Consider the following 24,244-nt stretch of genomic DNA (forward strand, 5'->3'; position numbering starts at 1 on the left):
CACTCACGCGCCTTGCAGCGGAACGGTGAACACCGTGGCCGTGCCGGTGAGACAAAGCTCGCCTTGGCCGTTGCGCACGGATGTCTCGATCTTGCAGATCGGCTTGTCGGGGCGCACCTCTTTGACCTCGACGCGTCCGGTGATCTCCTCGTCAACACCGACCGCCTTGACGAACTTCCAGGCGACTTCGAGGAACACGGTCCCTGGTCCCGGCAGGTCTTCGGCGACCAGCGCATTGAGGATTCCGGAGGTGACGCCGCCCTGGACAATCAATTTGCCGAACACCGACTTCTCCGCCAGCGCGCGGTCATAGTGCAGCGGGTTGCGGTCGCCGGTCATATCGGTGAAGGCTTCGATGTCGCTGGCGCGCGTGCGGCGCGTGCGCTCGGCAAAGGCGCCGACTTCCGGACGACCCTTGACCACACCTACCCAGCCATCTTTCGTCTCGGTGCTCATTGCGGCTTCTCCTCTGTTGCGGTTTCCACTGATTTGAAGGCTGGCAGGACGCGACCGCCGATGGCTGTCGGTGCGAGCAGCAGCGCGTCTCCGACGTGCGGTGGCTGCGCGCCGGTCAGGATGAAGCTCAGCATGGTCGGGCCTTCGGCCAATTCGACCAGCCCGACCACATAGGGAGCGGCCGGCAGCCAGCCGGGATGGCCCGGCTTGTCCACTTGCGAAAAGGATTTCAGTCGGCCCTTGCCCGACGCCTCTTTCCAGACCAGGCGCTTGCCCCAGCAATGCGGGCACATCGGGCGCGGATAGAACACGGCCTGGTTGCAGTCCTCGCAGTGCTGGATTTTAAGCTGCCCTTGCGCCGCCGCATCCCAGAACGGCTGGGTCAGCGTGGTGATCGTCGGACCGGGGGTCTTCAGTGCACTGAGATCGACGGACATCAGGCGGCTCCCAGCACGAGCGCGGTCGCCTCGCTCATCGTCGCGCCATTGCCGGTGACCAGCGCGAGCTCGGCCTTGCCGATCTGGCGTTCGCCCGCCTCGCCGCGCAGTTGACGCACCGCCTCGACGACATGCGCCATGCCGCCGGCAAGGTCGGGCTGGCCGAAGCCGAGCTGGCCGCCATGCGTGTTGAGCGGCTTGTCGCCTTGGTGCGAAAGATCGTGGTCGCGCAGCCACGCGCCAAACTGGCCCGGCGCACAGAGACCGGCGTCCTCGATCGTCGTGGCGACCATGATCGTGTAGCAGTCGTAGAGCGACAGGAGGTCCATGTCATCGGCCCTGGTGCCGGACTGCGCGAAGGCCCGCGCCATGGCACTCTTCAGCGGACCGGAGGTGAGGCAGGGCGCCTGGCTGACCGCGCGATGCGTGACCTTCTCGCCGGCCCCCAGCAAATGCACGGGACGCTTGCGCAGCGAACGCGCGCGTTCGGCCGAGGTGACGACAACTGCCTCGCCGCCGGCGACTGGCATGACGATTTCATAGAGATGCAGCGGCGAAGCGATCATCGGCGAGGCCAGCACCATCTCCACATCCGCCGGCTTGCCGAAGAAGATCGCGTCGGGGTTGAGCTGTGCGTTGGCCCGTGCCGCCGCGGCAATCAGCGCGAAATCCCTGGCGGTCGAGCCATGCTCCGCCCTATGCGCCTGCATCAGCAGCGCGTAGGAGATGTTGGCGCCCGAAGCGCCGAACGGCACGTCGAACTCGCGGATCGGGTTGCGGTTGGGCGAGCGGGGTGCTGCCTCCTCGCGATTGTTGGCGAGCACGCACAGCACCGCCTCGCACATGCCGGCCTCGATTGCCGCCGCCGCCCGCCAGACCATGCCGGCGCCGGACGCGCCACCGAGGTCGACGACATTGGCCATGGTCGGCGCCAGCCCGAGATATTCGGCGATGGTCGCCGGAACATGTTGCGGCGTCTCGCCGACCTGCGGCCCGACCAGCAGCCCATCGATATCACACGGTTCCAGCCCGGCGTCGAACACTGCAAGGCGCGAGACCTCGGCGATCATCTCCAGCGTCGTCACGCCGCTGGTCAGCCGCTGCGGCTTCAATTCGCCGATGCCGACGATCGCTCCCTTGGCTCGACTCATGCCGCCTTGCTCCTGTCGAGCGCGCGGTATTCCTCGAGGCATGCGGGATTGGCGAGCGAAGCCATGTTTTTCACCGGCTTGCCTTCAAGCGTGGTGCGAGCGGCCCCTTCGACCCTCTTGCCGTTGAGCGTGTAGGGCACGGCCCGCACCGCATAGATGCGATGCGGCACATGACGCGGCGATGCGCCCTCACGGATCGCGCGGCGGATCTGCGCGGCGAACTCAGGCGTGAGGCCAAAACCATCGTTTAGCTTGACGCAAAGCACGATCTCCTCGTCGCCTTCGACCGGCGCGCCGAACACGAGGCAATCCTCGATCTCGGCAAAGCTTTCGCAGACGGCGTAGATTTCGGCCGTGCCGATGCGCACGCCGCCGGGCTTCAGCGTGGTGTCCGATCGGCCATGGATGATCCCCGAGCCATAAGCGGTCATCTCGGCGACATCGCCATGCGTCCAGATTTCCCGGCGCGCCGCGAAATAGGTGGCGTGGTAGCGTTCATCGCCGTCGTCGCCACAGAATGTCAGCGGCATGGATGGAAACGGTTCGGTGCAGACCAGGTCGCCCTGCCGGCCGATGACCGGCGCGTTGCGCTCGTCCATCACCGACACCGCGAGGCCCAGCCCTTTGACGGTCAGTTCGCCACGGCGAACGGCGTGGGTCGGCGACCCGAGCAGGAAACAGCCGATGATTTCGGTGCCGCCCGAGATCGAGGCAAAGATCATGTCCTGCTTCACATGCTCGTAGACCCAGTCGAACTGGTTGGGAGAGACCGGCGCACCGGCCGAGAGCAGGGAGCGCAGTGAGGACAAGTCATGCAAGCGTCCGGGCGCGTAGCCTTCGGCGGCCAGCGTGGCCAGATATTTCGGGCTGGTGCCGAAATGGGTGACGCGTGCACGCTGCGCCATTGTCCAGAGCGGACTGGGGTCGAGGCCATCAGCGGTCTTCAGGATCGGCGTGCCGTCATAGAGCACAACAGCCGCGCCGCAGGCGAGGCCCGAGATCAGCCAGTGATACATCATCCAGGCGGTGTTGGTGTACCAGCTCATCACGTCGCCCGGACGGACGTCGCCATGCAGCAGATGCTCCTTCAGATGCTGGAGCAGCACGCCGCCGGTGCGGTGGACGATTGCCTTTGGCGCACCCGTAGTGCCCGAAGTGTAGAGCACATAGGCCGGATGATCGAAAGGCACGCGTTCGAAGGCCAGTGCGCCGTCGCGACCGAAATCGTCGAAGGCGAGACAGGCCGCCGCGCAGTTCGGCTTCGCGCCCGGCTCCCCGGTCAGCACCAGCGTGGTCACAGTCGGCATCGCCGCGACAATCTCGGCCAGCCGGTCGGCGATGTCGTGCTCCTTGCCCGCATAGCGGTAGCGCGATGCTGCGAACAGCACCTTGACGCCAATCTGGCCGAGGCGATCGACGATCGCCGAGGCGCCGAAATCGGGCGAGCAGGACGACCAGACGGCACCGATCGACAGCGTCGCCAAAAGCGCCACGAGACCTTCGACACGGTTGGGCAGGATACCACCCACGCTGTCGCTTCTCGCTACGCCGGACGCGCGCAGGCCTTGCGCTGTTCGTGCGACGAGCCGGCGCAGTTCGCCACGGGTGAAGGTGCGGAAATGGCCGCTCTCGTCGGCCTCGATGACCACTGCCCTGCCCTCCTCGCCGCGCAGCAGGTTTTCCGCGAGATTGAGCGATGCGTCGGGGAAGAACCGGCTGTGCGTCATCGGCGCCTGATCGTCGCGCAGGAAAGAGATCGCGCCGGGGTCACCGATCACGCAGCAAAAGTCCCACACCGCCCGCCAGAACGCGCCGGGGTCACTGACCGACCAGCGATGCAGCGTTTCGTAGTCGCGCGGGTCGTAGCCGTTGGTCAGGCAAAAGCGCGCAAGGTTGGACGATTCGAACGCGGCTGGCGCCGGCGTCCAAAGCACGGATGACATGTATTTCCTCCCGGAATGCAGGCCGGCGCGAAGCCGTCATCTTGTCTGCATGCTGCTTTCAGATTATTGGTTATAACCAGAATGTCAAGCGGCGAGCACAACCCTCTTTGCCGCAAGGGTGGAGGACAGGAAATGCAGGATGCGGTGTATATCGTGGCGGCCAAACGCACGCCGATCGGCAAGCTGAACGGCGCGCTAGCCAGCCTCTCGGCGGCGGAACTGGGCGGGCAGCTCATTCGGGCGATGCTTGCCGAAACCGGGCTTGCGCCTGATACCGTCAGCGAGGTGATCATGGGCCAAGTTCTAACCGGCGGTGCCGGTCAGAACCCGGCAAGGCAGGCATCGCTCAAGGCCGGCCTGCCGGTCAGCGTGCCGGCAATGACGGTCAACAAGGTGTGCGGCGCCGGCCAGAAGTCGATCCATCTTGCCGCGCAGGCGATTCGGTGCGGCGACGCCGATTGCGTGATCGCCGGCGGGCAGGACTCGATGACATTGGCGCCGCATTTCCTTTCAGGCATTCGCGGCGGCGTGCGCATGGGCGACCGGATCGTCAAGGATTCGATGGTCACCGACGGGCTGTGGGACGCCTTCCATCAGGTCCATATGGGCGTCACGGTCGACTGGCTGGCGCGGCGCTACCAGATCACGCGTGATGAGCAGGACCGCTTCGCGCTACGCTCGCAGGAGAAAGCGGATGCCGCCATCCGCTCCGGAAGGTTCGACGATGAGATCGTCCCTGTCTCGACAAAGGCCAGGCAAGGCGATGTCGTCGTCGACCGTGACGAGCATCCAAACCCCTCGACCACCCTCATAGGACTTGGCCGGCTGAGGCCGGTCTTCGAGCGAGAGGGGACAATCACGGCTGGCAACTCCTCCGGTCTCAACGATGGTGCTGCCGCCGTGCTGGTGATGTCGGAGACGCGCATGAACGAGCTCGGGCTAAAGCCCCTCGCCCGCATCGCGTCCTATGGTTCGGCGGGTGTCGAGCCAATGGATATGGGGCTGGGGCCTGTCGCGGCCTCACGCCTTGCTCTGGAGAAGGCCGGCTGGCAGCCATCCGAGCTCGACGTCATGGAGATAAACGAAGCCTTCGCCGCACAGGCCATCGCGGTTAACCGCGAGATGGGCTGGAACGAGGAGATCATCAACATGAGCGGCGGCGCCATCGCACTCGGCCACCCGCTTGCCGGATCCGGCTGCCGCATCGTGGTGACACTGCTCCACGAGATGATCAGGCGCAAGGCAAGCAAGGGCCTCGCCTCTCTTTGCATCGGCGGCGGCCAGGGGGTGGCAATCTGCCTAGAGCGGTGATCCGAGACTCTCAGCAGTTGTTATCCGACGTGCCTTTCACAACGGGCCCGGCTCTACGAGCAAAATCGAGGCACGAAACTGCCGTTCCGTAGAAGTTAAATGCGATCGACGAGTCGCTGGACCAGCTCCTTGAATCGACTTTGGCGAACGGCTTCGTAAGCTTTTGACGGATAACGATTGTGTCAGTCGCTGAGGGTCGCCGTTTCCTACGGAAACGTTAGCGGATGGTTCGCCAAGCCGTTTGCTTCGTATTCTCTCGTATAGTCTGGCGGACCTAAGGACGACGAACGCGACTAGTTACGGCTTCGAGATATCGCCAATGTAGCTGCGGATCGCCAGGAACTCCTGGTAGTGATGACCGAAATGGGGCCGGAACCGGTCTGTCCGCTGTCCGGTCGAACTCGGCGGATAGCTGCCATTCGGAAGACGCCCCTTTGAGCGGAGGTTGAGACGGGTTGCATGCATATGGAGGACGGAGGCCCTGAGGGGGTTCTCAGTGAAGGTGTGATTGACGAGGCAGAGCTTTCACCAGCATGGGAGCACTGGAGCAGCGTCTGCCCTGCGGATGCGCGAGATCGCGGACCAGCACTGCCACGGTTCGACAAGTACTTTGTGCAGGGCATCTTTGCCTGTAGCAAAGGGACGGGCGGCTTCGCGCGCAATGGACGCGTGCGAGATTCGATGTTGGCTCTTGGCGCTGGGGACGCTGCGACGTGGCGAGCAGATCCTTGCCACTTATCGCGGTACGCCGCGACAGGCACATGATGCCATGATCGGCACCTCCACAAGCGCCAGCGCCTATTCCAACTGCTGTCGGACCTGGCCGACTTCTACCGCGTCACCACGTCGGCTAAGGCATTCAAGCAGGCCGTGAAGGCTCCAGACGTTGCGTGGGTGTTGGCAAGGCCGCGGCAACGTCGCATCAAGGCCAAGGTCGGCGCGATAGACAGCCTCAGCTTCGGCATTGTCGTTCGGCATCCATCAGCAATGCTCCAAGCGCATGTCGCGTCGGCTGCATCCACCCCCATGGCTCGTCATAAAGCGGATTGTCGTCCAGATCCACCGCTCGCCGCAGGAAGTTCAGACCGTCCTGGACGCGGCCGGATTCAGCGATGGTGCTTCGGGCGTGCTCGAGGCCGAAAAACAGGCTCTCGTTCAGGAGCTCGTCAGGCATCCGGCCGTTGAAGCTCTCGACATAGCCGTTTTGCATCGGCTTTCCCGGCGCGATGTAGTGCCACTCGACGCGATGACCCTTCTACCAGGCGAGGATGGCGTTCGAGGTGAACTCCGTGCCGTGGTCGGAGACGATCATGTCCGGCTTGCCGCGTCGGCCGACCAGATCGGTCAGTTCGCGAGCGACGCGGCGGCCGGAGATCGATGTGTCGGGGATCGCCGCCAGGCATTCGCGCGTCACGTCGTCGACGATGTTGAGCACGCGGAAGCGCCGCCCGCTGGCGAACTGGTCATGGACGAAATCCACCGACCAGCGCGCGTTCGGCTTTGCCTCGACCAGGATCGGCGCCCGCGTGCCGACCGCTCGCCGTCTTGCCCGACGCTTGCGCACCGTCAGGCTCTCCTCGCGGTAGAGCCGGTAGATGCGGTTGACCCCAGATGCCTCGCCCTCGCGCCTGAGCAAGATGAACAGCCGCCGATAGCCGAAGCGCGTTCGCTCATTGGCAAGCTCGCGCAGCCTTCCGCGCAGCTCCGTCTCCGGTGGGCGACAGACCGGTAGCGGATCATCTTCCGATCGGCGCCGACGATGGAACAGGCCCGCCGTTCCGACAGGCCCATGGCGGCCTGCAGATGCGCGACGGCTTCGCTTGGCGGCGGGCCTTACAATTTCTTGACAGAAGCTCCTTCAGCGCCGCCGCTTCCAGCATCTGGTCGGCCAGCAGCTTCTTCAGCTTGGCGTTCTCGCCTCCAAGTCGGACACGTCCATCCCACCATACTTCGCCTTCCAGTTATACAGCGTCGCCTCGCTGATCCCTTGTTTGCAGACAAGATCGCCTACCTTCTCACCGCCTCGTGCTCGCGCAGAACCGCAATGATCTGGTCTTCCGTGAACCGCTTCCGCTTCATCTGTCCGTCCTGCGATCAAGGGCCGGACTCTAATCTCAGATGGAGGAAAAACTCAGTGGCAGGTCAATGTGAGGCCAATTAATCGCGACACGCTTTAGAGGACCTGATCCAGGAATGCTTTGAGGCGCAGGTTGTTCGGCTTGCCGAAGAATTGGGCGGTCGGCGCGTCTTCCACGATTTCGCCGCGTTCCATGAAGACGCAGCGGTGGGCGACCCGGCGCGCGAAGCCGATTTCGTGCGTCACGCACACCATGGTAATGCCGGATGCGGCCAGCTTCTCCATGATGCGCAGCACCGACCCCACCGATTCCGGATCGAGTGCCGAGGTGGGTTCATCGAACAGCATGATCCGGGGCTGCAGGCACAGCGCGCGGGCAATCGCCACACGCTGCTGCTGCCCGCCGGACAGTTCGCCCGGATACTTTCCCGCCTGGTCGAGGACGTTGACCTGCTCGAGATGGTCGCGCGCGACCTTTTCGGACTCCGCCTGCGGCATGTGCAGGGCCAGCCGCAAAGCAAAGATGCAGTTCGCCAGCACCGTCATGTGCGGGAACAGGTTGAAGTTCTGGAATACCATGCCGAGATCGCGGCGCACCTTGATGACGCTGGCCGGCCTGGCCACGAGTTCCGTTCCGTTGACGTGGATGGTGCCGGCATTGTGCTGTTCGAGGTGGTTGATGCAGCGGATGAGGCTCGATTTGCCCGAACCGGAGGGACCGCACACGATGACGATCTCGCCGTTTGCCACGTCCATGTCGATGTTTTTCAAGGCATGGAAGGCGCCGTAGAACTTGTTCAGGCCACGCACCGAAATCGCCATCTGCGAGTCGGGTCGCGATGCTGAGGCGGATGGCGTCTCTGGATTGGCTGGCATGGTTTCATCCTTGTGGGCACTATCCAGAGCATCGTCATTTCAGCGCGAGATGCCGGTTCAGGCGGCTGTCGGCGACGTTGAACGCGTAGCGCATGGCATTGATGATGACCCAGTAGATGCCGGCGGCGGTGACCAGCGGCGTGAACGGGTCGTAGGTATAGTCGAACACGGTATTTGCCGCCGCGGTCAGGTCGACGAGCGTGATCGCGCTGACGGCCGACGTACTCTTCACCATTATCAACAGTTCGTTCTGATAGGCGCGCAGGGCATAGCGCGCCGCCATCGGCAGGCGCAGCTTGAACAGGATATGCATGCGCCCGAGGCCGAGCGCCTGCGCTGCCTCGATGGTGCCGGCAGGCACGGCCGCCAGCCCGCCCCTGACGATTTCGGCCATGTAGCCCGAATGAGTAAGCGTCAGCCCGACCCATGCGCAAAAATAGGCATTGGAAAACAGCACCCAAAGCGAGGTGTTGCGGATGACGGGAAATTGCGGGAGGCCGCTATAGATGAGATAGAGCAGGACAATGCTCGGCACGCCGCGAAAAAAGACGATGTAGGTTGCCGCCAATAGCGAGCCGGGACCCCGCTCCAGGCGGGCAAGCGCGACCGGGATGGAACTCGCAAGACCAAGGATGAGGACCGGCAGCAGCACGACGAGAGTAGTGACCGTTCCGGAGAGAAGCGTCGGCAGGCTTTGCCACGCGAGCGCGATGTCATAGTGCACGGGCGACCCCCTTGGCAGTGGCGCGGCGTGATCCACGTTCCGTCCAGCCCTCGACCCGTTGCGACACCAAGTAGGTCAGCCCCGTCATCAGCAGGAAGAACGCAGCCGCGAGTATATAGTAGATGAACGGCTCCTTGGTGACGCCCGAGGCGAGACGCGCATAGGTCATGATTTCCTTCAGGCCGATCAGCGAAATCAGCGCGGTATCCTTGAGTACCACGATCCACATGTTGGTCAGCGCTGGCAGGGCGAACCGCAGCACCTGCGGCAGGATGACGAAAAACCATGCCGCCGGGCGCGGGATGAGCAGCACATTGGCCGCTTCGAACTGGCCGGCCGGTACGTTGTGGATGGCGCTCCTGACGATGTCGGCGATATAGGCACCATAGACGAGGCCGAGCGCCACCACGGCGGCCGCGAATGGGTTGACCTCGATCGTCACTCGCATGCCGACCAGCGAAAACAGGCTGGCGATCATGCCGGAGCCTGCATAGTAGAAAAGAAAGGCAACGAGCAGCGATGGCACCCCGGTAAAGATCGAGGCATAGACCTGCCAGAAGACATTCATGACGGGCTTGCGCCGGACCGTGGCGAGCGCAAACAGCGTGCCGACGAGAAGCGCCAGCAGGTAGGACAGGACGGCTACCTGGATGGTAATCAGGGCCCCGAGGCCAAGCTGTTCGACGAACCCCAGCAAGGGCATGACAAGCACACTCCCGAGCGATGGAAACCCATTCGCCGTTCAAAACACCAGGAAAGGCCGCGGCATCGAGCGCCGCGGCCCGCTAGACTTATTTGCAGGCGGCCTCTTCAGGCAGAAGCGCTACATCCATGAACTGCTTGCGCAGCTTGGTGAAGGTGCAATCGGCGATGATGCTGTCGAGCGCCTTGTTCATGCGATCGACCAGTTCGCCACTGTCCTTGCGGGCGATCCAGCTCGAACCCTGCTCGCCGCCGCCGGTCCACAGGTCGCCGCCGGCAAATTTCCAGTCCTTGCCCGCCGGCTTGGAAAGAAATTCGTTCGTCCAACTGATCTTAGGTCCAAGGCTCATGTCGAGGCGACCGCTGGCCAGGTCGAGACGGATCTGGTCGGGGTTGTCGTAGGAGACGATTTCGACCACGTCGCCGAATTTTTCCGTAATGTATTTCGCCTGTGCCGAACTGCGTTGCAGACCGATGCGAACACCCTTCAGGCCTTCCTTGGTGAAGGTGTAGTCCTTGTCTTTCGGAATGACGTAGGAATCGGGGTTGAAGAGGATCGGTCGGCCGAAAAGAACCTTGGCTTTCCGTTCCGGAAGCGGCTTGGTCTGTGTCGCGACCGCGTCGAGCTTGTTTTGAAGCAGCGCCGGGATGAGAGCCTTGAAATCCATCACCACGATTTCGCACTCGGCGTTCATGCGCTTGCACATCTCGCGCGCCAGTCCGGGCTCAAAACCGGTAAGGGTGCCGTCCGCGGAAACCATGCTGAATGGAGGGTAACTGCCCTCGTTGCCCAGAACCAATTTCTCCGCATTGGCCGGCAGCATGCCGCCGATAAGGAAGGCGGTTGCGATGAGGCCGCCCAGCCAGTTCAATTTACGCTTCATGTCGTCTCCTCCAGTGAATAACAATCGCGACCATCTCGATGGATCAGGGCATATTTGCCGGCTAAATTATTTGTTCCCCCGCCGGCTTCCGAGTGGTCGGCCTCGACTGTCGCGACCGGCACCGAGCCATTTCCTTCCCCGATTTCACCGAACTTTTCAGTCCGATCTGGGCGCAGGGTATCCGTGGAGTGAGGATAATGTCTACAAAAAAATCGATATTGCATACAATGTGCCGCTGGAAGCCTTATTTGCCAAGGCCTCGACGTGTTTATCCGCGTGGCATGGACGGCGCGGAAACAGTCGAAAGGCCGGTTTCGAAAAGTCCTCCCGGTGCAAACGCGCCGGCGAGGAAGCTTGCGAACAACTGCACGGTCGGCCGCATGGTTTGCCGACGCAGGCTCAGCGCCACGACATGCACGGGCGCCACCCGATCGGTGATTTGCAGCGCAACGATGCGGCTGCCGTCATAACTCAGGCCGTTGCTCGGCAAGACGTTATGGATGGTGTAGCCGCGGCCATGGCCGATCAGGCTGCGGATCAGTTCCGGCGAACGCGAACGGTAGGCTATGCGAGGTTCGATGCCGCAGGTGAGGAAGAGGTTGAGGAAATAATCCCTCGAAATCGGCAGGTCCAGCAAGATGAAGGGATCATCGCGGATTTCGTGCAAGCTGATCTGGCGGCGCCGGGCCAGCCGGTGCTCGGACGAGACGAGCACATAGGGCGGCAGTTCCGTCAAGCGCTCGGCCTTGATGTCCTCGGGAACGGCGTAGGCATAGGCCAGCGCCAGTTCGAGCCGCCCGCTGGTCAGCCCCTCAAGGATTTCCTGCTGGTTACCCTCCTCCAGATTGACCGTGATGCCGGGTGCGCGCGCCGCGAATTCGGTCAAAAGCCCGGGCATGAACCGGGTAGCGAGCGTGACGAAACTTCCCACCGTGATCTCGCCGGTCACCGCCGCGCCAAGGGCGGCGGCACTTCTTGCGAAATCGCGTGCATGGTTGAGCAGGATACGGGCCTCGTTGACGAACCGCTGCCCCGCCGCGGTCATGGTCATGCCGCGCGCATGATGACGCACGAACAGCGCGACGCCGAGTTCCGCCTCGATCTGGGCAATCGCGGCGGAGACGGAAGGCTGCGAACTGTTGAGCATCTGGGCGCCGCCGCTGACGCTGCCGGCCTCCGCGGTCGCGACGACGTATTGAAGCGACCGAAACGAGAATTGCATAGGATTTCCCGATTTGGTTAAGCAGGTAAAACTATTTTACCGATGCACGACGCTGCGGCATGATGCAAGTCAGGATGCGGGATGAGAAAACCGCGCATGGGTGAGATAGGCCCGCAAGTTAGGCAGGAGGAGCTTTGCAATGACGACCCTGGAAATAGCGGCGGCCCGATCGCAGGCGCACCCTGTGTTCCGTTATGATGGCAACGGGTCTCTCGCCAAGATCGGCTTGATCTTCATGGCCTCGAGCGTGGTGATGGAATCGGAAATGTGGGCGATGGCCGCCGAGGGCGTTTCCGTCCACACGACCCGGATCAAGCTGCCCAAGGTCACTGTCGAGGGCATCGAGGCGATGATGAACGCGCCGCAACTGGAAGAGGCGGCGCGCCTGCTCGGTTCGGCGCCGATCGATGTCCTGTGCTTCGGCGGTACCAGCGCTTCCTTCCTGCACGGCACCTCCTACGATCATGCCTTGACGAAGAAGCTCGTCGCCTGGGCGCCGGGCAAAAAGATAACCACTGCCTCGACCGCCAGCCTGGCGGCGCTGGCCAAGGTGAAGGCCGGACCGGTGGCGCTGGCGACGCCCTATGTCGACGAGATCCACCAGCGCGCCATCCGCTTTCTCGAGGAAAGCGGCCACAAGGTGCTTCGCTCCCACAATCTCGGCATCAACACGGATCTGCAACTGGCCGAGGTTTCACTGGAACAGGTCTATGATTTGTGCAAATCGGTTGATCATCCGGACGCCACCGCCGTCTTTGTGAGCTGCACGAATTTCCGCACGGCGGGCGCGATCGAAGCGCTTGAAACGGCTTTGGGCAAGCCGGTCGTCTCAGCCATCCAGGCTTCCTTCTGGCACAGCCTGACGCTGGCCGGCGTCAAGGGCGCCAAACCTGGTTTCGGCAGCCTGATGCGCGATGTAACCGCTTGAGTGAACTCGCCTCAAGGCGCCGCGGCAGGGGGGATAAGGCAGTGAGCACACAATCCGCTTCATCGGCACCGCAACTCACCTCGCCTACCGAGGACGATGCGGCAAGGCAATATGGCGCGGTGCTCTTCTTCAGCGATTTCGACGATCCGGTCACCTGGGGCGACGCGCTCAAGGAAAACATTCCCGGCCTCGATTTCCGCGTCTATCCGGACGTCGGCAACCCGGACGATATCCGCCATGTGCTGGCCTGGAAGCCGGCGCCCGGATTCTTTGAGCCGTTCAAGAACATAGCGCAGGTCATCAATCTTGGCGCGGGCATCGATCTGCTCGTCGGTCGCAACGATCTGCCCGACGTGCCTATCTCACGCCTGTCGGACCCCGGCATGATCGCCCTGATGCGCAGCTACGTCCTGTTTTCGGTGATCCGCTATGCCCGCAACATCCCCGAGTTCGAACAGGCCAAACGGCGGCGCGAATGGCAGTATATCCATCCGCGCCCGCTGCACCGGATCAAGGTCGGTGTGCTAGGCCTCGGTCATCTCGGCGGCGCGGTGGCGTCCGGCCTCGCGGCGGCCGGCTTCGACGTGCGCGGCTGGGACCATGCCGACAAGACGATCGACGGCGTGAAAACCTTTGGCGCTTCCAAACGGGATGCGTTCCTGTCGGACGTCGAAATCCTGGTCAACATGATGCCGCATACGAAGCACACGGAAAAGCTTATCGACAAAACGGTTTTCGATGCCTTGCCGCGCGGCGCCAAGTTCGTCAATGCATCGCGCGGGCCGGTGGTCGACGAGCCGGCTCTGGTCGAGGCGCTGCGCTCCGGTCACTTGGGCGGCGCCACGCTCGACGTGTTCTGGGTCGAGCCGTTGCCGCAGGACCACCCCTTCTGGGGCATGGAAAACGTGCTGATCACGCCGCATCTGGCCAGCATCACCGTTCCGGAGGCAGCCGCGCGCGACGTTGCCGAAAGCATCAGGCGAGTCAGCGCCGGTGGCGAACCCCTGCACCGCGCCGACACCCGGCGCGGCTACTGATCCATCCGCGTCGGCTGGTCGGGAGCAGACGTCAGCGGGAGAGAAGTCTATTTCGCGCCCTGCACCGCTTTCAAGACGACGGCATTGTCGAGCGAGACATAGACATCGATCGCCGAACCAGCCGGCTTCTGGTCGATGATCTGGCCGCCGCTGACGCGCATGTCGAGCAGGCCCAGCCCCGTCGCTTCGATGCGCGTCACCGTATGCGTTCCCTGGTAGATGTGCGAAACCACTTTGGCCTTGACCACATTGCCGGCCTGTCCGCTTGCATCGGCGATAGCGATGCTTTCGGGCCGCACGAAGATGCTGACATCGGAATTGTCTTCCGGCAGCGCGCGTCCGTCATCGCCGGCATCGAGCGCCAACCCGTCCTGGAAGGCGAACGCGACCGCACTGCCGCTGCGCTTGAGCCGCGCTACGGGAAGCTGATTGATTTCACCGATGAAGGAGGCCACGAAACTGTTCACCGGGCGGCTATAAAGTTCGAGCGGCTGGGAGATCTGCTGGATCTCGCCCTTGCTCATCACCACGATGCGGTCGGACATGCTGAGCGCCTCGCCCTGGTCATGGGTGACGAAGATGGTGGTCAGTCCGGTCTTGCGATGCAGATCCTTGAGCTCGAACTGCATCTGGGTGCGCAAATTCTTGTCCAGCGCCGACAGCGGTTCGTCCAGCAAAAGTACGCTCGGCCCGAACACGATGGCGCGCGCCAGCGCCACGCGCTGCTGCTGGCCGCCCGACAATTGCTTGACCCGGCGCCCGCCCATGCCTGAAAGCTTGACCATGTCGAGGGCCGCCTCGGTATCGTGCGCGATCTTCTGCTTTTCGACGTTGCGCATACGCAGGCCGAAGGCGACGTTGTCGAACACGTTCATATGCGGAAACAGCGCATAGTTCTGGAACACCATGCCGGTATCACGCAGGTGCGGCGGCACGTTGGTGACGTCGCGTCCGTCGATGCTGATTGTTCCGGCCGTCGGCGCCTCGAAGCCGGCGATCATGTTGAGCAGCGTCGTCTTTCCGCAGCCGCTGGGCCCGAGCAGGGTCAGGAATTCACCCCGCCTGATCGGCAGCGAGACCTGCTTGACGGCGACCACCGCGCCATAATTCTTGGCGACATTGGCGATCTCTACCGCAACGTCGCCATGGTGTCCGGTTGCCGCTTGAGTATTCATGTTCTCTCCCTGAGCGTCATGCGCTGAAGATGTCATGTCGGGATCTAGTGCGATTCGATGGCGAGGACGCGCTTCAGGCCAAGTGTCTTGTCGACGATGAACATGCCCAACGTCGTGGTGATGATCAGCAAGGCCGAAATCGCCGCGATCGTCGGATCGGTATATTCGCGAACATAGGTGTACATGGCCACAGGCAGCGTCTGCGTGGCATAGCTGGTTACGTAGAGCGAGGCGGTGAATTCGGTGAAGGAAAGGATCGCGGCGATGATCCAGCCGCCGACGATACCCGGCGTCAGGAGCGGCAGGGTGATGCGCAGCAAGACGTTTACCGGTGAGGCGCCGAGATTGGCCGCCGAGCGCTCCAGCGAGCGGTCGACATTGACCAGGCTGACATAGACGCTGCGCGTGACGAAGGGCAACACCAGCACGACATGCGTCAGGATCACAATCGCATAGCCATTGTTGATGCCGAGCCCGGCGCCGACGAGCAGGAAGCCGAAACCGGTGGTGAAGCGCGGGATGATGAGCGGGGCCGCCAGAAGGAACTCCAGGAGACGCCTTCCCTTGAAGGCGTAGCGGTGGGTCACATAAGCCGCCGCTACGCCCACCACGGAGGCGATCGTCGAGGCGCAAACCGTGACAATCAGGCCGCTGTAGAACGAGGTCCGGAAATCGTCGTAGCTGAAAGCGCGCGCGTACCAGTGGAGCGAAAAGCCCTTTGGCGGGAATGCGAGTGTTTCGGTCGGATTAACCGAACTCATGATAACGACGACCGCCGGGATCGTCAGGAATATGAGGATGGCGACTACCAGCGCCCAGAACAGGAACTTGCCCATGGCCATTGCCTATTGCTGCGCGACGCGGCGCTCAAGCCGCGTGACGAATGGTTGAACGAGAGCCAGGCTTCCGACCGCGGCGATGAAGGCAACCGCGCTGAGCACGGCCGCGACCGGGAAGTTGAACGACGACAGCCCCTGCAGGTAAACGAGATTGGAGATCATCAGGACCTTGCCGCCGCCGATCAACTGAGGCGTAGCGAAGGCGCTCATGGTCCACGCGAAAATGACGACCGTGCTGGCGACGATGCCGGGCATGGTCAGCGGCACGGTAACCCGCCAGAAAACGATCAGCGGCGCCGCGCCCAGATTGGCCGCGGCCTTCTCGTAGTCGCGGTTGACGTGGCTGATGGCGGTGGCGAGCAGGATGATCATGACCGGCATCGAGAAATGGACGAGTGCAACGATAACGCCGAACTTCGTGTACATGAACTGCACCGGCGCGCTGACGATACCGAGCGACATCAGGATCGAATTGACGAAACCGTCGCTGCCGAGCACCAGCATCCAGGCATAGGTGCGCACAATCTCGCCGGTGAACAGCGGCGTTATCGATAAGATGACCAGCAAGGCGCGCAACCACTCCGCCTCGGTGCGCACCAGCGCGTAGGCGACGGGATAGCTCAGCAGCAGGCAGAAAACCGCGGTCAAGAGGCTGATGAGCAGCGTGTCGAGGATCACCAGAAAATAGAGCGGCCGGCCGATATTGTAGAAATTGTCGAGCGTTAAGCCGCCGGTATCGAGGGACCCGGGGATGAATTCACGAAAACTGTACTGGAAAACGGCGGCCAGCGACATGACGACGGCAAGCGCCACCAGCATGCAGGGCACTATGAAGAACCACCATATCCGCCGATCGTTCACCGCAGGCTCCACTCCAGGTCCATGAGAAGTCTTCGTTCCGCCATACACGGCGGGGAGCGGCTAGAGCGCCACACGCCCTGTCGGACGCACAAGGGACGCTCTAGCACTTCGAACAGGCTGCACCGTAGCCGGCGAAAACCGATTTCGTTTGCGGACGGTGCAGCAGATGCAGGCGAGATAGTTAGCGCGTCATATTCTCGGTGAACCACGACTTCCATTCGGGAAGCAGTTTGGCGCGGGTCTCGTCGTCGACGATGATCTGCTTTTTCAGTTGGTCCTCCGAGGTGAAGATACCGGGAAGCTTGGACATCTCTTCGCTGACATGCGCCTTGGCGTTCATCGGCGAGCATTTGTAGAGGTCGCAGAGCTTCTCCTGGACCTTTGGGTCGAGCGCCGTATTAATGAATTCATACGCCGCGTCGGCCATCTTGGTGCCCGCGCTGATGCCGACAGCATCGATGCCGACAACGCCGCCTTCCTCAGGAATGACGAGCTTGATCGGAATGCCCTGCCCCATCTGGTGGTAGGCGTTGATCGACAGCAGGACCTGTACGGGGGTCTCGCCGGTCTTCATCAATTCCTGCGAAGTCGCATCGGACTGGTAGAGCGCCTTGACGTTGGGCTTCAGCTTTTCAAGCAGCGGGATGCCTTTCTTCCAGTCCTTGGCGTCGGCGCCCGACAGCTTGGCGGCAGCGATAATGATGTGGCTCGGATCGAAGTCGGGCAGGCCAAGCTTATCCTTGACCTGGTCGCCCCAGAGATCCTTCCAGCTGGTGATCTTGAAATCGGCCGGCATCAGGTCGGTGCGGTATGCCGGCGCATAGACATAGGAATACAGGCCCACGGTGTAGGGGCTCCGCTGCGCGAACGGATAGGTTTCCTTCAGATTGGGAATCTTCGAAGTGTCGAGCTTCTCGAAAAGGTTGTCGGAGGAATAGAGATACGCCACGTGACTGGTGGTAAGCGTGACGTCGGCCTCGGGCGCGCCCGCCGAAAGCTTGGCCTTGGTCAGGCGGTCCATGGTGCCGCCGGTGATGAACTTGACCTCGACGCCGGTGCGCTTGGTGAACTCGGTTGCGATCGCCTCCTGGGCGCCGTCACGCCAGTTTCCGCCCCAGATGCTGACCACCAGCGTGCCTTGCGCGGAGGCGATGCCCGTCCCCGCCAACAGTATGGCGGCGGCTAGCAGACCTTTCATACGAATTGCCATCATTTCCTCCCTGTTTGTGTTCCGCCCCGGAACTCGGCTGTCTCCAGCAGTTCCGATCGTTCCGACCGATCCCGTCTGGAATGTCGGGCTTGGCAAGCGACCTTAGCTTTTGTCGGTATTGTATTCAAGTAGATATATTATGCATACCAAGAAGTGTAAATTGCATACTGAACTGGTGGCGACGTCCGGAAACATGCTCCGGCTTGCTCAGGCTCGCCCCAGCAGGACACGCACCTTTCGACGCAGGATGGCAACGATCAACCCTATAGCGTTGAGTTCTTTGGCTCGGTGCGGAGCAGGCTTCACCACCGCACCGGCCGGATTCGCCGCGCACCCGTCTGGCGTAGGCTCCGCCGCCTGCTCCCGCTCCGCATTGAGCTGCGTTTCCAGATTCGTTGCGAATTCGCGGCAGATCTGGTCGGCGACGGCGTCGACGATGCCGCCGCGAGCAAATTGCGCCAGCGATCCGGCCAGGGTGTAGTCCACCATCACCGTCACCTTGGTGGCGGTGGCGTTTGCGGTTTCCTCGAGCGTGTAGACGACATTGCCCTTGGCCCGCGAACCGTGACTCTTGTCCATTCCGGTGCCAGCGATTTTGCCGGTGTAGCTAGCCTCGTCAGCCTCGATCTCGACGGCTCCACCAAAATCGGCGCGCACCGGGCCAAGCTTGACGGTCATGCGGCCGGCGGCATGGGTTGCCGTCACGGGGTCGGTAAGGGAGGCACCCGGAAGGCACTCGGCCACCTGCGGCAAATCCTGGAACCGGGCCCAAACGACCGGGCGCGGATGGTTGACGGTGAATACCTGCTTGATCTGGGGCACGGGTCGCTCCTGGGCTCTGCCCTATGTCATGGCCACGCGTTGCGCGCCGATGTTGCCCATCAGGCGCGCGGCTGGCGCGGCCGCTGTTAGTTGGCCGGTTCGCACCAGTCATGGATGCAAAGCGCCATCACCTTGATGGCGATGAGATAATCCTCGATCGAGACATATTCGTCATTGGCGTGCATCACCGCCGTCGAACCGGGCCCGAAGATGACAGTGGGCGTGTCCGCGTACTGATTGAGGAAACGGGTGTCGGCCGCGCCTTGCCGGCCGCTGATCACCGGATCGCGGCCGGTCAGTTCCTTGTAGGTGTTCGACAGCGTCGTGACGATGGGGTGGTCCGTTGGGATTTCCGAAGCCTCGGCGTCGTAGCCGACGAAGCGAACCACCGGCGGATGGTCTTTCATCCACGGGTCCGTTGCCGCGACGGCAGCGATCTTGTCCACCAGGCTCTGCTTGACGCCTTCGTGGTCCTCGCCCGGCACGGTGCCGATGCTGCCCTTGAGCACCGCGCTGGCGGGAAAGGCGCTTGGATAATTGCCCGCCTGGAAACTGCCGATGATGCAGGGCAGCGAATCGATGGCGCTCGGATAGAGCGGATGCTTGACGGTGGCGACGCGCTCGTCCTCGAGTTCCTGGACGGCCTGAACGATCTTGTTGCCGAGCGCGATGGCGCTGATGCCGAGATAACGCTGCTGAATGCCGGCAGGCTTGCCTTCAACGTCGATCTGGAACCAGATGCGGCCGATGCAGGCCGGCTGCACATGAAGGTCGCTGGTCTCGCCCGAGATGCCGGCATCGGCCTTGTAGCCGCGCATGACGGTGTCGAGCGTGCCGTGACCGCTGACTTCCTCGTCGATGACGACGTTGATGTAGACGTCGCCCTTGAGATCGACGCCGGCCTCTTTCAGAAATTGCACGGCAAGGATGTGCGCGGCCACGCCGCTCTTCATGTCGCAGGAGCCGCGGCCGTAGATGCGGCCGTTCTCGATCTTGGCCGACCACGGATTGTCGCTCCAGCCTTCGCCGTTGCCGACCGGGATCACGTCGGTATGGCCGTTGAGCAGTAGAGAGCGGCCGCCGCCCTTGCCCTTGCGCGTGCCGACGATGTTCGGCCGGCCCTCATAGCCACGATCGACGGGGCGGTAGCCGGGATGCTTCCTGAGTTCCTCCCAGTCCGTTTCCCACATGTCGACGTCAAGGCCAATGCCCTTCATGTAGTCGGCCACGAAAGCCTGGATGGCAGCCTCGTCGCCGGTGACGCTCGGGATCGATACCATCTTGCGCAGGAGTTCGATCGCCTTGTCCTTGTTCCTATCGATGGTATCGAGGACGGCTTGCCGGCTTGTGCTGCTCATTCGCCAAACTCCATGCTGTGTTGCGCCGGTGACCTTCTCGGATGAGGCCCGATCCTCTCCGCCCGGTCGCGGAGACGGACGACGGATGGAGAAGACCGGTAAGGATATCCAGTCATACGCATCGCAGCCAAACTTGTCTACAATATTTTTATTATTGCATACAAGTTTGGCTTCGCTTAGGGTCGGCCCAGAATAAAACAGCGGCTTGCTCCGGCATCGGATAAGCCCCCATATCGGAATAGCCAATGCAGCGGGCCGCCTTCCAGCGGACGCCTGTTTGTTCCCTGCCCAGAGGCCAACTGCCCTGAGGCCAGCGCCCTGAGGAATGTGATGAGGCCTTCTTCTTTCGAATATCACAAGGCAGCCGACATTGAAGATGCTGTGCGCCTGCTTGCCGAGTTCGGAGACGAAGGGCGTCCGATCGCCGGTGGGCAAAGCCTGGTGCCGATGATGAATTTGCGGCTGGCGCGCCCTTCCCATCTGGTCGACATCAACGCGCTGGCGCTGAACGATATCGAATTCGACGGCAACGTCATGCGCATCGGCGCACTGGTCCGGCATGAGTACTATGCCAGCGATTCCAGGGTCGCAAAACATTTCCCAGCCTTCATGGATGCCGTGCACTGGATCGGGCATCCCACCATCAGAAGGCATGGCTCGATCGGCGGCAGCCTTTCGCATGCCGACCCGACGGCGGAATTGCCGGCGGCAGCAATCCTCCACGATGCATCGATCGTCGTGCGCTCGATGAATGGAGAGCGGCGCATCGCCGCCGTCGACTTTTTCGAAAGCGCCTACGTCACCGCGTTGGAGCCCGGCGAACTCGTGATCGCGGTCGAGTTTCCGATGCCTTCGGCAGCATCGGCGGGAAGTTTCATGGAAATCGGCGAACGGCGCGGCGATTTTGCCACCGCGTCGGTAGGCGCCGTGCTCGAATTCGATGGCGCAACCATCACCAAGGCGGCGATCGTCTGCTGCGGCGCCGATCTTGTTGCCATACGCGCGCCGGACGTCGAAGCCTTTCTCGTCGGTAAGCCGCTGAAAGCCCCGCAGGCGGCGGAGGCTGGCCAAATGTTCGCAGCCGAAGTCCAGCCATCGAGCGACCATGTCGCTAGCGCCGACTACAAGAGAGCCCTGATCGGCGAACTGACGCGGCGCGCGGTCGAAACCGCCTGCGCAAGGGCACTGGAAAGCAAATGACCGACATCACGCTTGAGGTAAACGGAACCGAAAAGTCGCTGGCGGTCGAGCCGCGCCGCCTGCTGGCGGATGTGCTGCGCCACGAATTCGGACTTTCCGGTGTTCATATTGGCTGCGCCCATGGCGCTTGCGGCTGCTGCACGGTGCATATAGATGGCGTGCCGAAACTGTCATGCCTGACATTTGCGGTGCAATGCGAAGGCAAGGCGATAGCGACCGTGGAAAGCGTCGGCGGCCTGGACGCAGAACACGCGCTGCAGCAGGCCTTCAAGAGCGAGCATGGCCTGCAATGCGGCTATTGCACGCCCGGCTTCATCATGGCGCTCATCCCCTTCGTGAGCGCGATGGCGGCCCAAAAGCGCATGCCCGACGACGACGAGATCAGGGAAGCCATGAGTGGCAATATTTGCCGCTGCACCGGCTACCACGGCATCGTCGCGGCGGTGCGCAAGGCGATCGGCGACCACCTTGCCGAGGGGAGTAACAGATCATGACGCGGGCTGAAAATCCGAGGCATATTGGCGCGCGGGTACTTCGTTTCGAGGATGTGCGGCTGCTTTCCGGCGCCGCGCGCTACCTTGACGACATAACCCGGCCGAACATGCTGCATCTGTCGATGGTACGGGCTCAGGTGGCGCACGCGACCATTCTCGGCATCGACAGTTCGGCACTGGCGGATGTCGGCTTCCCGACGCAGGTCTTCACCGCGGACGATCTCGGCAGCCTGTCGATCAAGGCGCATCAGGACTATCCGCAGATGCAATATTCCGAGCAGCCCATCCTTGCCTCCGGCAAGATGCGCTTCGTCGGCGAGCCGGTGGCGGCGGTACTGGCGGACGATCCCTACAAGGCGGAGGACGCCTCCGAACTGGTCTTTGTCGACTACGATCCGCTGCCGGTCGTCGGCACGATGGACCAGGCGCGCGATCCCTCCTTGCCAACCCTGTTCGACGGCTGGAAAAGCAATGTCATCGTCGAGCGCGAAATGAAGGGCGGCGACCTGGACAAGGCGCGCGCCGAGGCCGCGCACATCATCCGCCGCACCTACAGCACCCAGCGTCAGGCTGGCGTGCCGATGGAAGGGCGCGGCGTCGTCGCCGAATACAATCCCGCCGACCGCGTGCTGACCATCTGGTCTTCCACCCAGATCCCGCATCTGGTGCGCACATATCTCTCCGAAGTCCTCGACTGGCCCGAATCGCGGCTGCGCGTCATCGCGCCGGATGTCGGCGGCGGCTTCGGCGTCAAGGGCCAGGTGTTCACCGAGGAAGTGCTGGTAGCATGGCTGGCGGTGAAGACCGGCCGGCCAGTCAAATGGGTGGAAGACCGGCGCGAGCATCTCATGGCCAGCATCCATGCCCGCGACCATCTCCACGTCCTTGAAGCCTATGTCTCTGCGGAAGGCCGGCTGCTCGGCCTCAAGGCCGACGTCACCGTCGACAACGGCGCCTATTCCACCTACCCGTTCACCTCGGCCGGCGAGCCCGGCATGGTCGGCAAGGTGCTGCCCGGCCCCTACGACTTCCAGGCCTACCACGCCGTCTACCGGGCGGTCGCCACCAACAAATGCTCGATAGGCACCTATCGCGGTGTCGCCCGACCGTCCGCCGTGTTTTCGCAGGAACGGCTGATGGACGACATCGCTGAGGAACTCGGCCTCGATCCGATCGAATTCCGGCTGAAGAACATCATCCGCGAATTCCCATATAGAAACGTGCTCGGCTTCAGCTACGACAAGGGTTCTTACGCCGAGTCGCTGGAAACGATACGCGAGCTTCTGGCTGCAGATCGCGCCGAGGCGGAGGCTTCCAAGGCGTCGACCACGAGGCGCGTCGGCGTCGGTATCGCCTGCTTCATCGAGCAGACGGCGCATGGGACGCCGGATTTCATCCGCCGCCGCGTCCCCATCGAGACGGGCTACATCGCCGCCCGCGTCGAAATGGAGCCGGACGGCCAGGCGATCGTCGACCTCGGCATGCAGAACCATGGCCAGGGTCTCGAAACGACGATGGCACAGGTGGCCGCCGATGCGCTCGGCATCGATCCGAAGGATGTGTTCGTGCGCCATGGCGACACGCTGATGACGCCCTACTCGGTCGGCACATGGGGCAGCCGTGGGGCAGCGCTTGGCGGCGGCGCGGTCCATACCGCAGCGACCCAACTGGCCGACAAGCTGCGCGCCATCGCCGCTCACCTGCTGCAGGCCAAGGCGGAGGATGTCGTGCTTGGCGGCGGCAAGGCCTGCCTCAAGGCCGATGCCGGCCGCTTCGTCGAGATCCGCAAGCTGGCGCGCATCGCCTTGCGCAACGCCGACCAGATGCCGGAAGGCATGGTGCCCGGCCTCGAAGCTTCCTTCAGCCAGGACGGACCGGCGGATGGCACCTATTCCAACGCCGTGCACGCCGCCGTGGTCGAAATCGACGTGCCGACCGGCAAGATGAAGCTGCGCCGTTTCGTCGTGGTCGAGGATTGCGGCGTCGTGCTCAACCCGATGATCGCCGACGGCCAGGTTCGCGGCGGCGTCGTCCAGGGCATCGGTTCGGCCATGTTGGAGCATTTCGTCTACGATGCCGAATGCCAGCCGCTGACGACGAGCTTCGCCGACTATCTAATGCCGCAGGCGCCGGAAATCCCCAACATCGAGGTCCATCATATCGTCACCCCAACATCGCTGACGCCGCTGGGCGCCAAGGGCATGGGCGAAGGCGGCGCCATTGGGCCGGCCGCCGCTATCGCCAATGCGGTCGCCGACGCACTCGATGTACAGGTTACCTCGACCCCGCTGAACGGCAACGCGATCTGGAAGCTTTCAGCGGCGCTGCGCGGCGAATAACAGGCGCCCGAAGAAAAGCGCTGACGAAGTGTGGGCAGGTCTCCGATCGTCATGCTCGGGCTTGTCCCGAGCATCCACGCACATGGATGACAATACGTCTCAGCTATTTAACTGGACGCTGGGCAGATTCTCGGGACAAGCTCGAGGATGACGGCGAGCCGTCATGTTCGTCAACAAGCAGAAACGGCGCCTTTCCAG

At 62.7% G+C, this 24,244-nt stretch carries 21 protein-coding genes and 1 pseudogene; 6 read left to right on the forward strand and 16 right to left on the reverse strand.

Annotated elements, in window-relative coordinates; all coding sequences use genetic code 11:
- Window positions 1–3: 3 nt before the first annotated feature.
- From ACIU1A_RS18620 to ACIU1A_RS18635, 4 genes are read right to left on the reverse strand one after another with little or no spacing between them, the layout of a single operon-like run.
- Entirely contained in the window at window positions 4–456 is a 453-nt protein-coding gene (locus ACIU1A_RS18620; protein ID WP_404924923.1) for a MaoC family dehydratase, read from the reverse strand.
- The gene (locus ACIU1A_RS18625) at window positions 453–893 is read right to left on the reverse strand and encodes a Zn-ribbon domain-containing OB-fold protein (protein ID WP_404924924.1); all 441 of its coding nucleotides are present in this window, start codon (window positions 891–893) and stop codon (window positions 453–455) included. The genes ACIU1A_RS18620 and ACIU1A_RS18625 overlap by 4 nt, the downstream gene beginning before the upstream one ends.
- The gene (locus tag ACIU1A_RS18630) at window positions 893–2,044 is read right to left on the reverse strand and encodes a thiolase family protein (protein WP_404924925.1); all 1,152 of its coding nucleotides are present in this window, start codon (window positions 2,042–2,044) and stop codon (window positions 893–895) included. The genes ACIU1A_RS18625 and ACIU1A_RS18630 overlap by 1 nt, the downstream gene beginning before the upstream one ends.
- Window positions 2,041–3,987 carry an acetoacetate--CoA ligase gene (locus tag ACIU1A_RS18635; RefSeq protein WP_404924926.1) on the reverse strand — a complete coding sequence of 649 codons (1,947 nt, stop codon included), beginning with the start codon at window positions 3,985–3,987 and terminating at the stop codon, window positions 2,041–2,043. Before ACIU1A_RS18635 ends, ACIU1A_RS18630 begins: the two co-directional genes overlap by 4 nt.
- A gap of 132 nt (window positions 3,988–4,119) precedes the next feature.
- On the opposite strand from ACIU1A_RS18635, the gene ACIU1A_RS18640 reads away from it, so the two are divergent.
- Complete coding sequence (locus ACIU1A_RS18640) at window positions 4,120–5,298, forward strand: acetyl-CoA C-acetyltransferase (protein WP_404924927.1); 1,179 nt, start codon at window positions 4,120–4,122, stop codon at window positions 5,296–5,298.
- A 1,108-nt stretch (window positions 5,299–6,406) separates the two neighbouring features.
- Here the strand turns inward: ACIU1A_RS18640 and ACIU1A_RS18645 are convergent.
- The 6 genes and pseudogenes from ACIU1A_RS18645 to ACIU1A_RS18670 form a co-directional block, all read right to left on the reverse strand.
- Window positions 6,407–7,377: pseudogene (locus ACIU1A_RS18645) on the reverse strand (IS3 family transposase); the annotation flags it as partial.
- Between the two features lie 94 nt (window positions 7,378–7,471).
- Window positions 7,472–8,251, reverse strand: a complete 780-nt coding sequence (locus tag ACIU1A_RS18650; RefSeq protein ID WP_404924928.1) for an amino acid ABC transporter ATP-binding protein — start codon at window positions 8,249–8,251, stop codon at window positions 7,472–7,474.
- 34 nt (window positions 8,252–8,285) lie between these two features.
- Window positions 8,286–8,975, reverse strand: coding sequence for an ABC transporter permease subunit (locus tag ACIU1A_RS18655; RefSeq protein WP_404924929.1), 690 nt, complete (start codon window positions 8,973–8,975; stop codon window positions 8,286–8,288).
- Window positions 8,965–9,678 carry an ABC transporter permease gene (locus ACIU1A_RS18660; protein ID WP_404924930.1) on the reverse strand — a complete coding sequence of 238 codons (714 nt, stop codon included), beginning with the start codon at window positions 9,676–9,678 and terminating at the stop codon, window positions 8,965–8,967. The genes ACIU1A_RS18655 and ACIU1A_RS18660 overlap by 11 nt, the downstream gene beginning before the upstream one ends.
- A gap of 88 nt (window positions 9,679–9,766) precedes the next feature.
- Window positions 9,767–10,561 (reverse strand): transporter substrate-binding domain-containing protein, encoded by a 795-nt coding sequence (locus tag ACIU1A_RS18665; RefSeq protein ID WP_404924931.1) that lies wholly within the window; start codon window positions 10,559–10,561, stop codon window positions 9,767–9,769.
- Between the two features lie 268 nt (window positions 10,562–10,829).
- Window positions 10,830–11,783 carry a LysR family transcriptional regulator gene (locus ACIU1A_RS18670; RefSeq protein ID WP_404924932.1) on the reverse strand — a complete coding sequence of 318 codons (954 nt, stop codon included), beginning with the start codon at window positions 11,781–11,783 and terminating at the stop codon, window positions 10,830–10,832.
- Window positions 11,784–11,922: 139 nt separating this feature from the next.
- On the opposite strand from ACIU1A_RS18670, the gene ACIU1A_RS18675 reads away from it, so the two are divergent.
- Complete coding sequence (locus tag ACIU1A_RS18675) at window positions 11,923–12,711, forward strand: Asp/Glu racemase (protein ID WP_404924933.1); 789 nt, start codon at window positions 11,923–11,925, stop codon at window positions 12,709–12,711.
- 41 nt (window positions 12,712–12,752) lie between these two features.
- On the forward strand, window positions 12,753–13,748 hold the full coding sequence (locus ACIU1A_RS18680) for a 2-hydroxyacid dehydrogenase (protein WP_404924934.1): 996 nt from the start codon (window positions 12,753–12,755) through the stop codon (window positions 13,746–13,748).
- A gap of 47 nt (window positions 13,749–13,795) precedes the next feature.
- Here the strand turns inward: ACIU1A_RS18680 and ACIU1A_RS18685 are convergent, their stop codons facing one another.
- The 6 genes from ACIU1A_RS18685 to ACIU1A_RS18710 all read right to left on the reverse strand — a co-directional run bounded on the left by ACIU1A_RS18685 (window position 13,796) and on the right by ACIU1A_RS18710 (window position 20,013).
- Window positions 13,796–14,923: an ABC transporter ATP-binding protein gene (locus tag ACIU1A_RS18685; RefSeq protein ID WP_404924935.1), complete on the reverse strand. Its 1,128-nt coding sequence runs from the start codon at window positions 14,921–14,923 to the stop codon at window positions 13,796–13,798.
- 44 nt (window positions 14,924–14,967) lie between these two features.
- Entirely contained in the window at window positions 14,968–15,759 is a 792-nt protein-coding gene (locus ACIU1A_RS18690) for an ABC transporter permease (RefSeq protein ID WP_404924937.1), read from the reverse strand.
- Window positions 15,760–15,768: 9 nt separating this feature from the next.
- Window positions 15,769–16,623 (reverse strand): ABC transporter permease, encoded by an 855-nt coding sequence (locus ACIU1A_RS18695; RefSeq protein ID WP_404924938.1) that lies wholly within the window; start codon window positions 16,621–16,623, stop codon window positions 15,769–15,771.
- Between the two features lie 181 nt (window positions 16,624–16,804).
- A complete protein-coding gene (locus ACIU1A_RS18700) occupies window positions 16,805–17,821 on the reverse strand; it encodes a PotD/PotF family extracellular solute-binding protein (RefSeq protein WP_404924939.1) in 1,017 nt (338 codons plus the stop codon).
- A 219-nt stretch (window positions 17,822–18,040) separates the two neighbouring features.
- Entirely contained in the window at window positions 18,041–18,655 is a 615-nt protein-coding gene (locus tag ACIU1A_RS18705; protein ID WP_404924940.1) for an SRPBCC family protein, read from the reverse strand.
- 86 nt (window positions 18,656–18,741) lie between these two features.
- A complete protein-coding gene (locus ACIU1A_RS18710) occupies window positions 18,742–20,013 on the reverse strand; it encodes an ArgE/DapE family deacylase (RefSeq protein ID WP_404924941.1) in 1,272 nt (423 codons plus the stop codon).
- A gap of 330 nt (window positions 20,014–20,343) precedes the next feature.
- Here ACIU1A_RS18710 and ACIU1A_RS18715 point away from each other — a divergent pair, with 330 nt between their 5' ends.
- The 3 genes from ACIU1A_RS18715 to ACIU1A_RS18725 are packed head-to-tail and all read left to right on the forward strand — an operon-like array spanning window position 20,344 to window position 24,046.
- On the forward strand, window positions 20,344–21,213 hold the full coding sequence (locus ACIU1A_RS18715) for an FAD binding domain-containing protein (protein WP_404924942.1): 870 nt from the start codon (window positions 20,344–20,346) through the stop codon (window positions 21,211–21,213).
- Window positions 21,210–21,707 (forward strand): (2Fe-2S)-binding protein, encoded by a 498-nt coding sequence (locus tag ACIU1A_RS18720; RefSeq protein WP_404924943.1) that lies wholly within the window; start codon window positions 21,210–21,212, stop codon window positions 21,705–21,707. The genes ACIU1A_RS18715 and ACIU1A_RS18720 overlap by 4 nt, the downstream gene beginning before the upstream one ends.
- On the forward strand, window positions 21,704–24,046 hold the full coding sequence (locus ACIU1A_RS18725) for a xanthine dehydrogenase family protein molybdopterin-binding subunit (protein ID WP_404924944.1): 2,343 nt from the start codon (window positions 21,704–21,706) through the stop codon (window positions 24,044–24,046). The genes ACIU1A_RS18720 and ACIU1A_RS18725 overlap by 4 nt, the downstream gene beginning before the upstream one ends.
- Window positions 24,047–24,244: the final 198 nt, after the last annotated feature.

It is taken from the genome of Mesorhizobium maamorense, assembly GCF_044998965.1.
Lineage (GTDB): Bacteria > Pseudomonadota > Alphaproteobacteria > Rhizobiales > Rhizobiaceae > Mesorhizobium.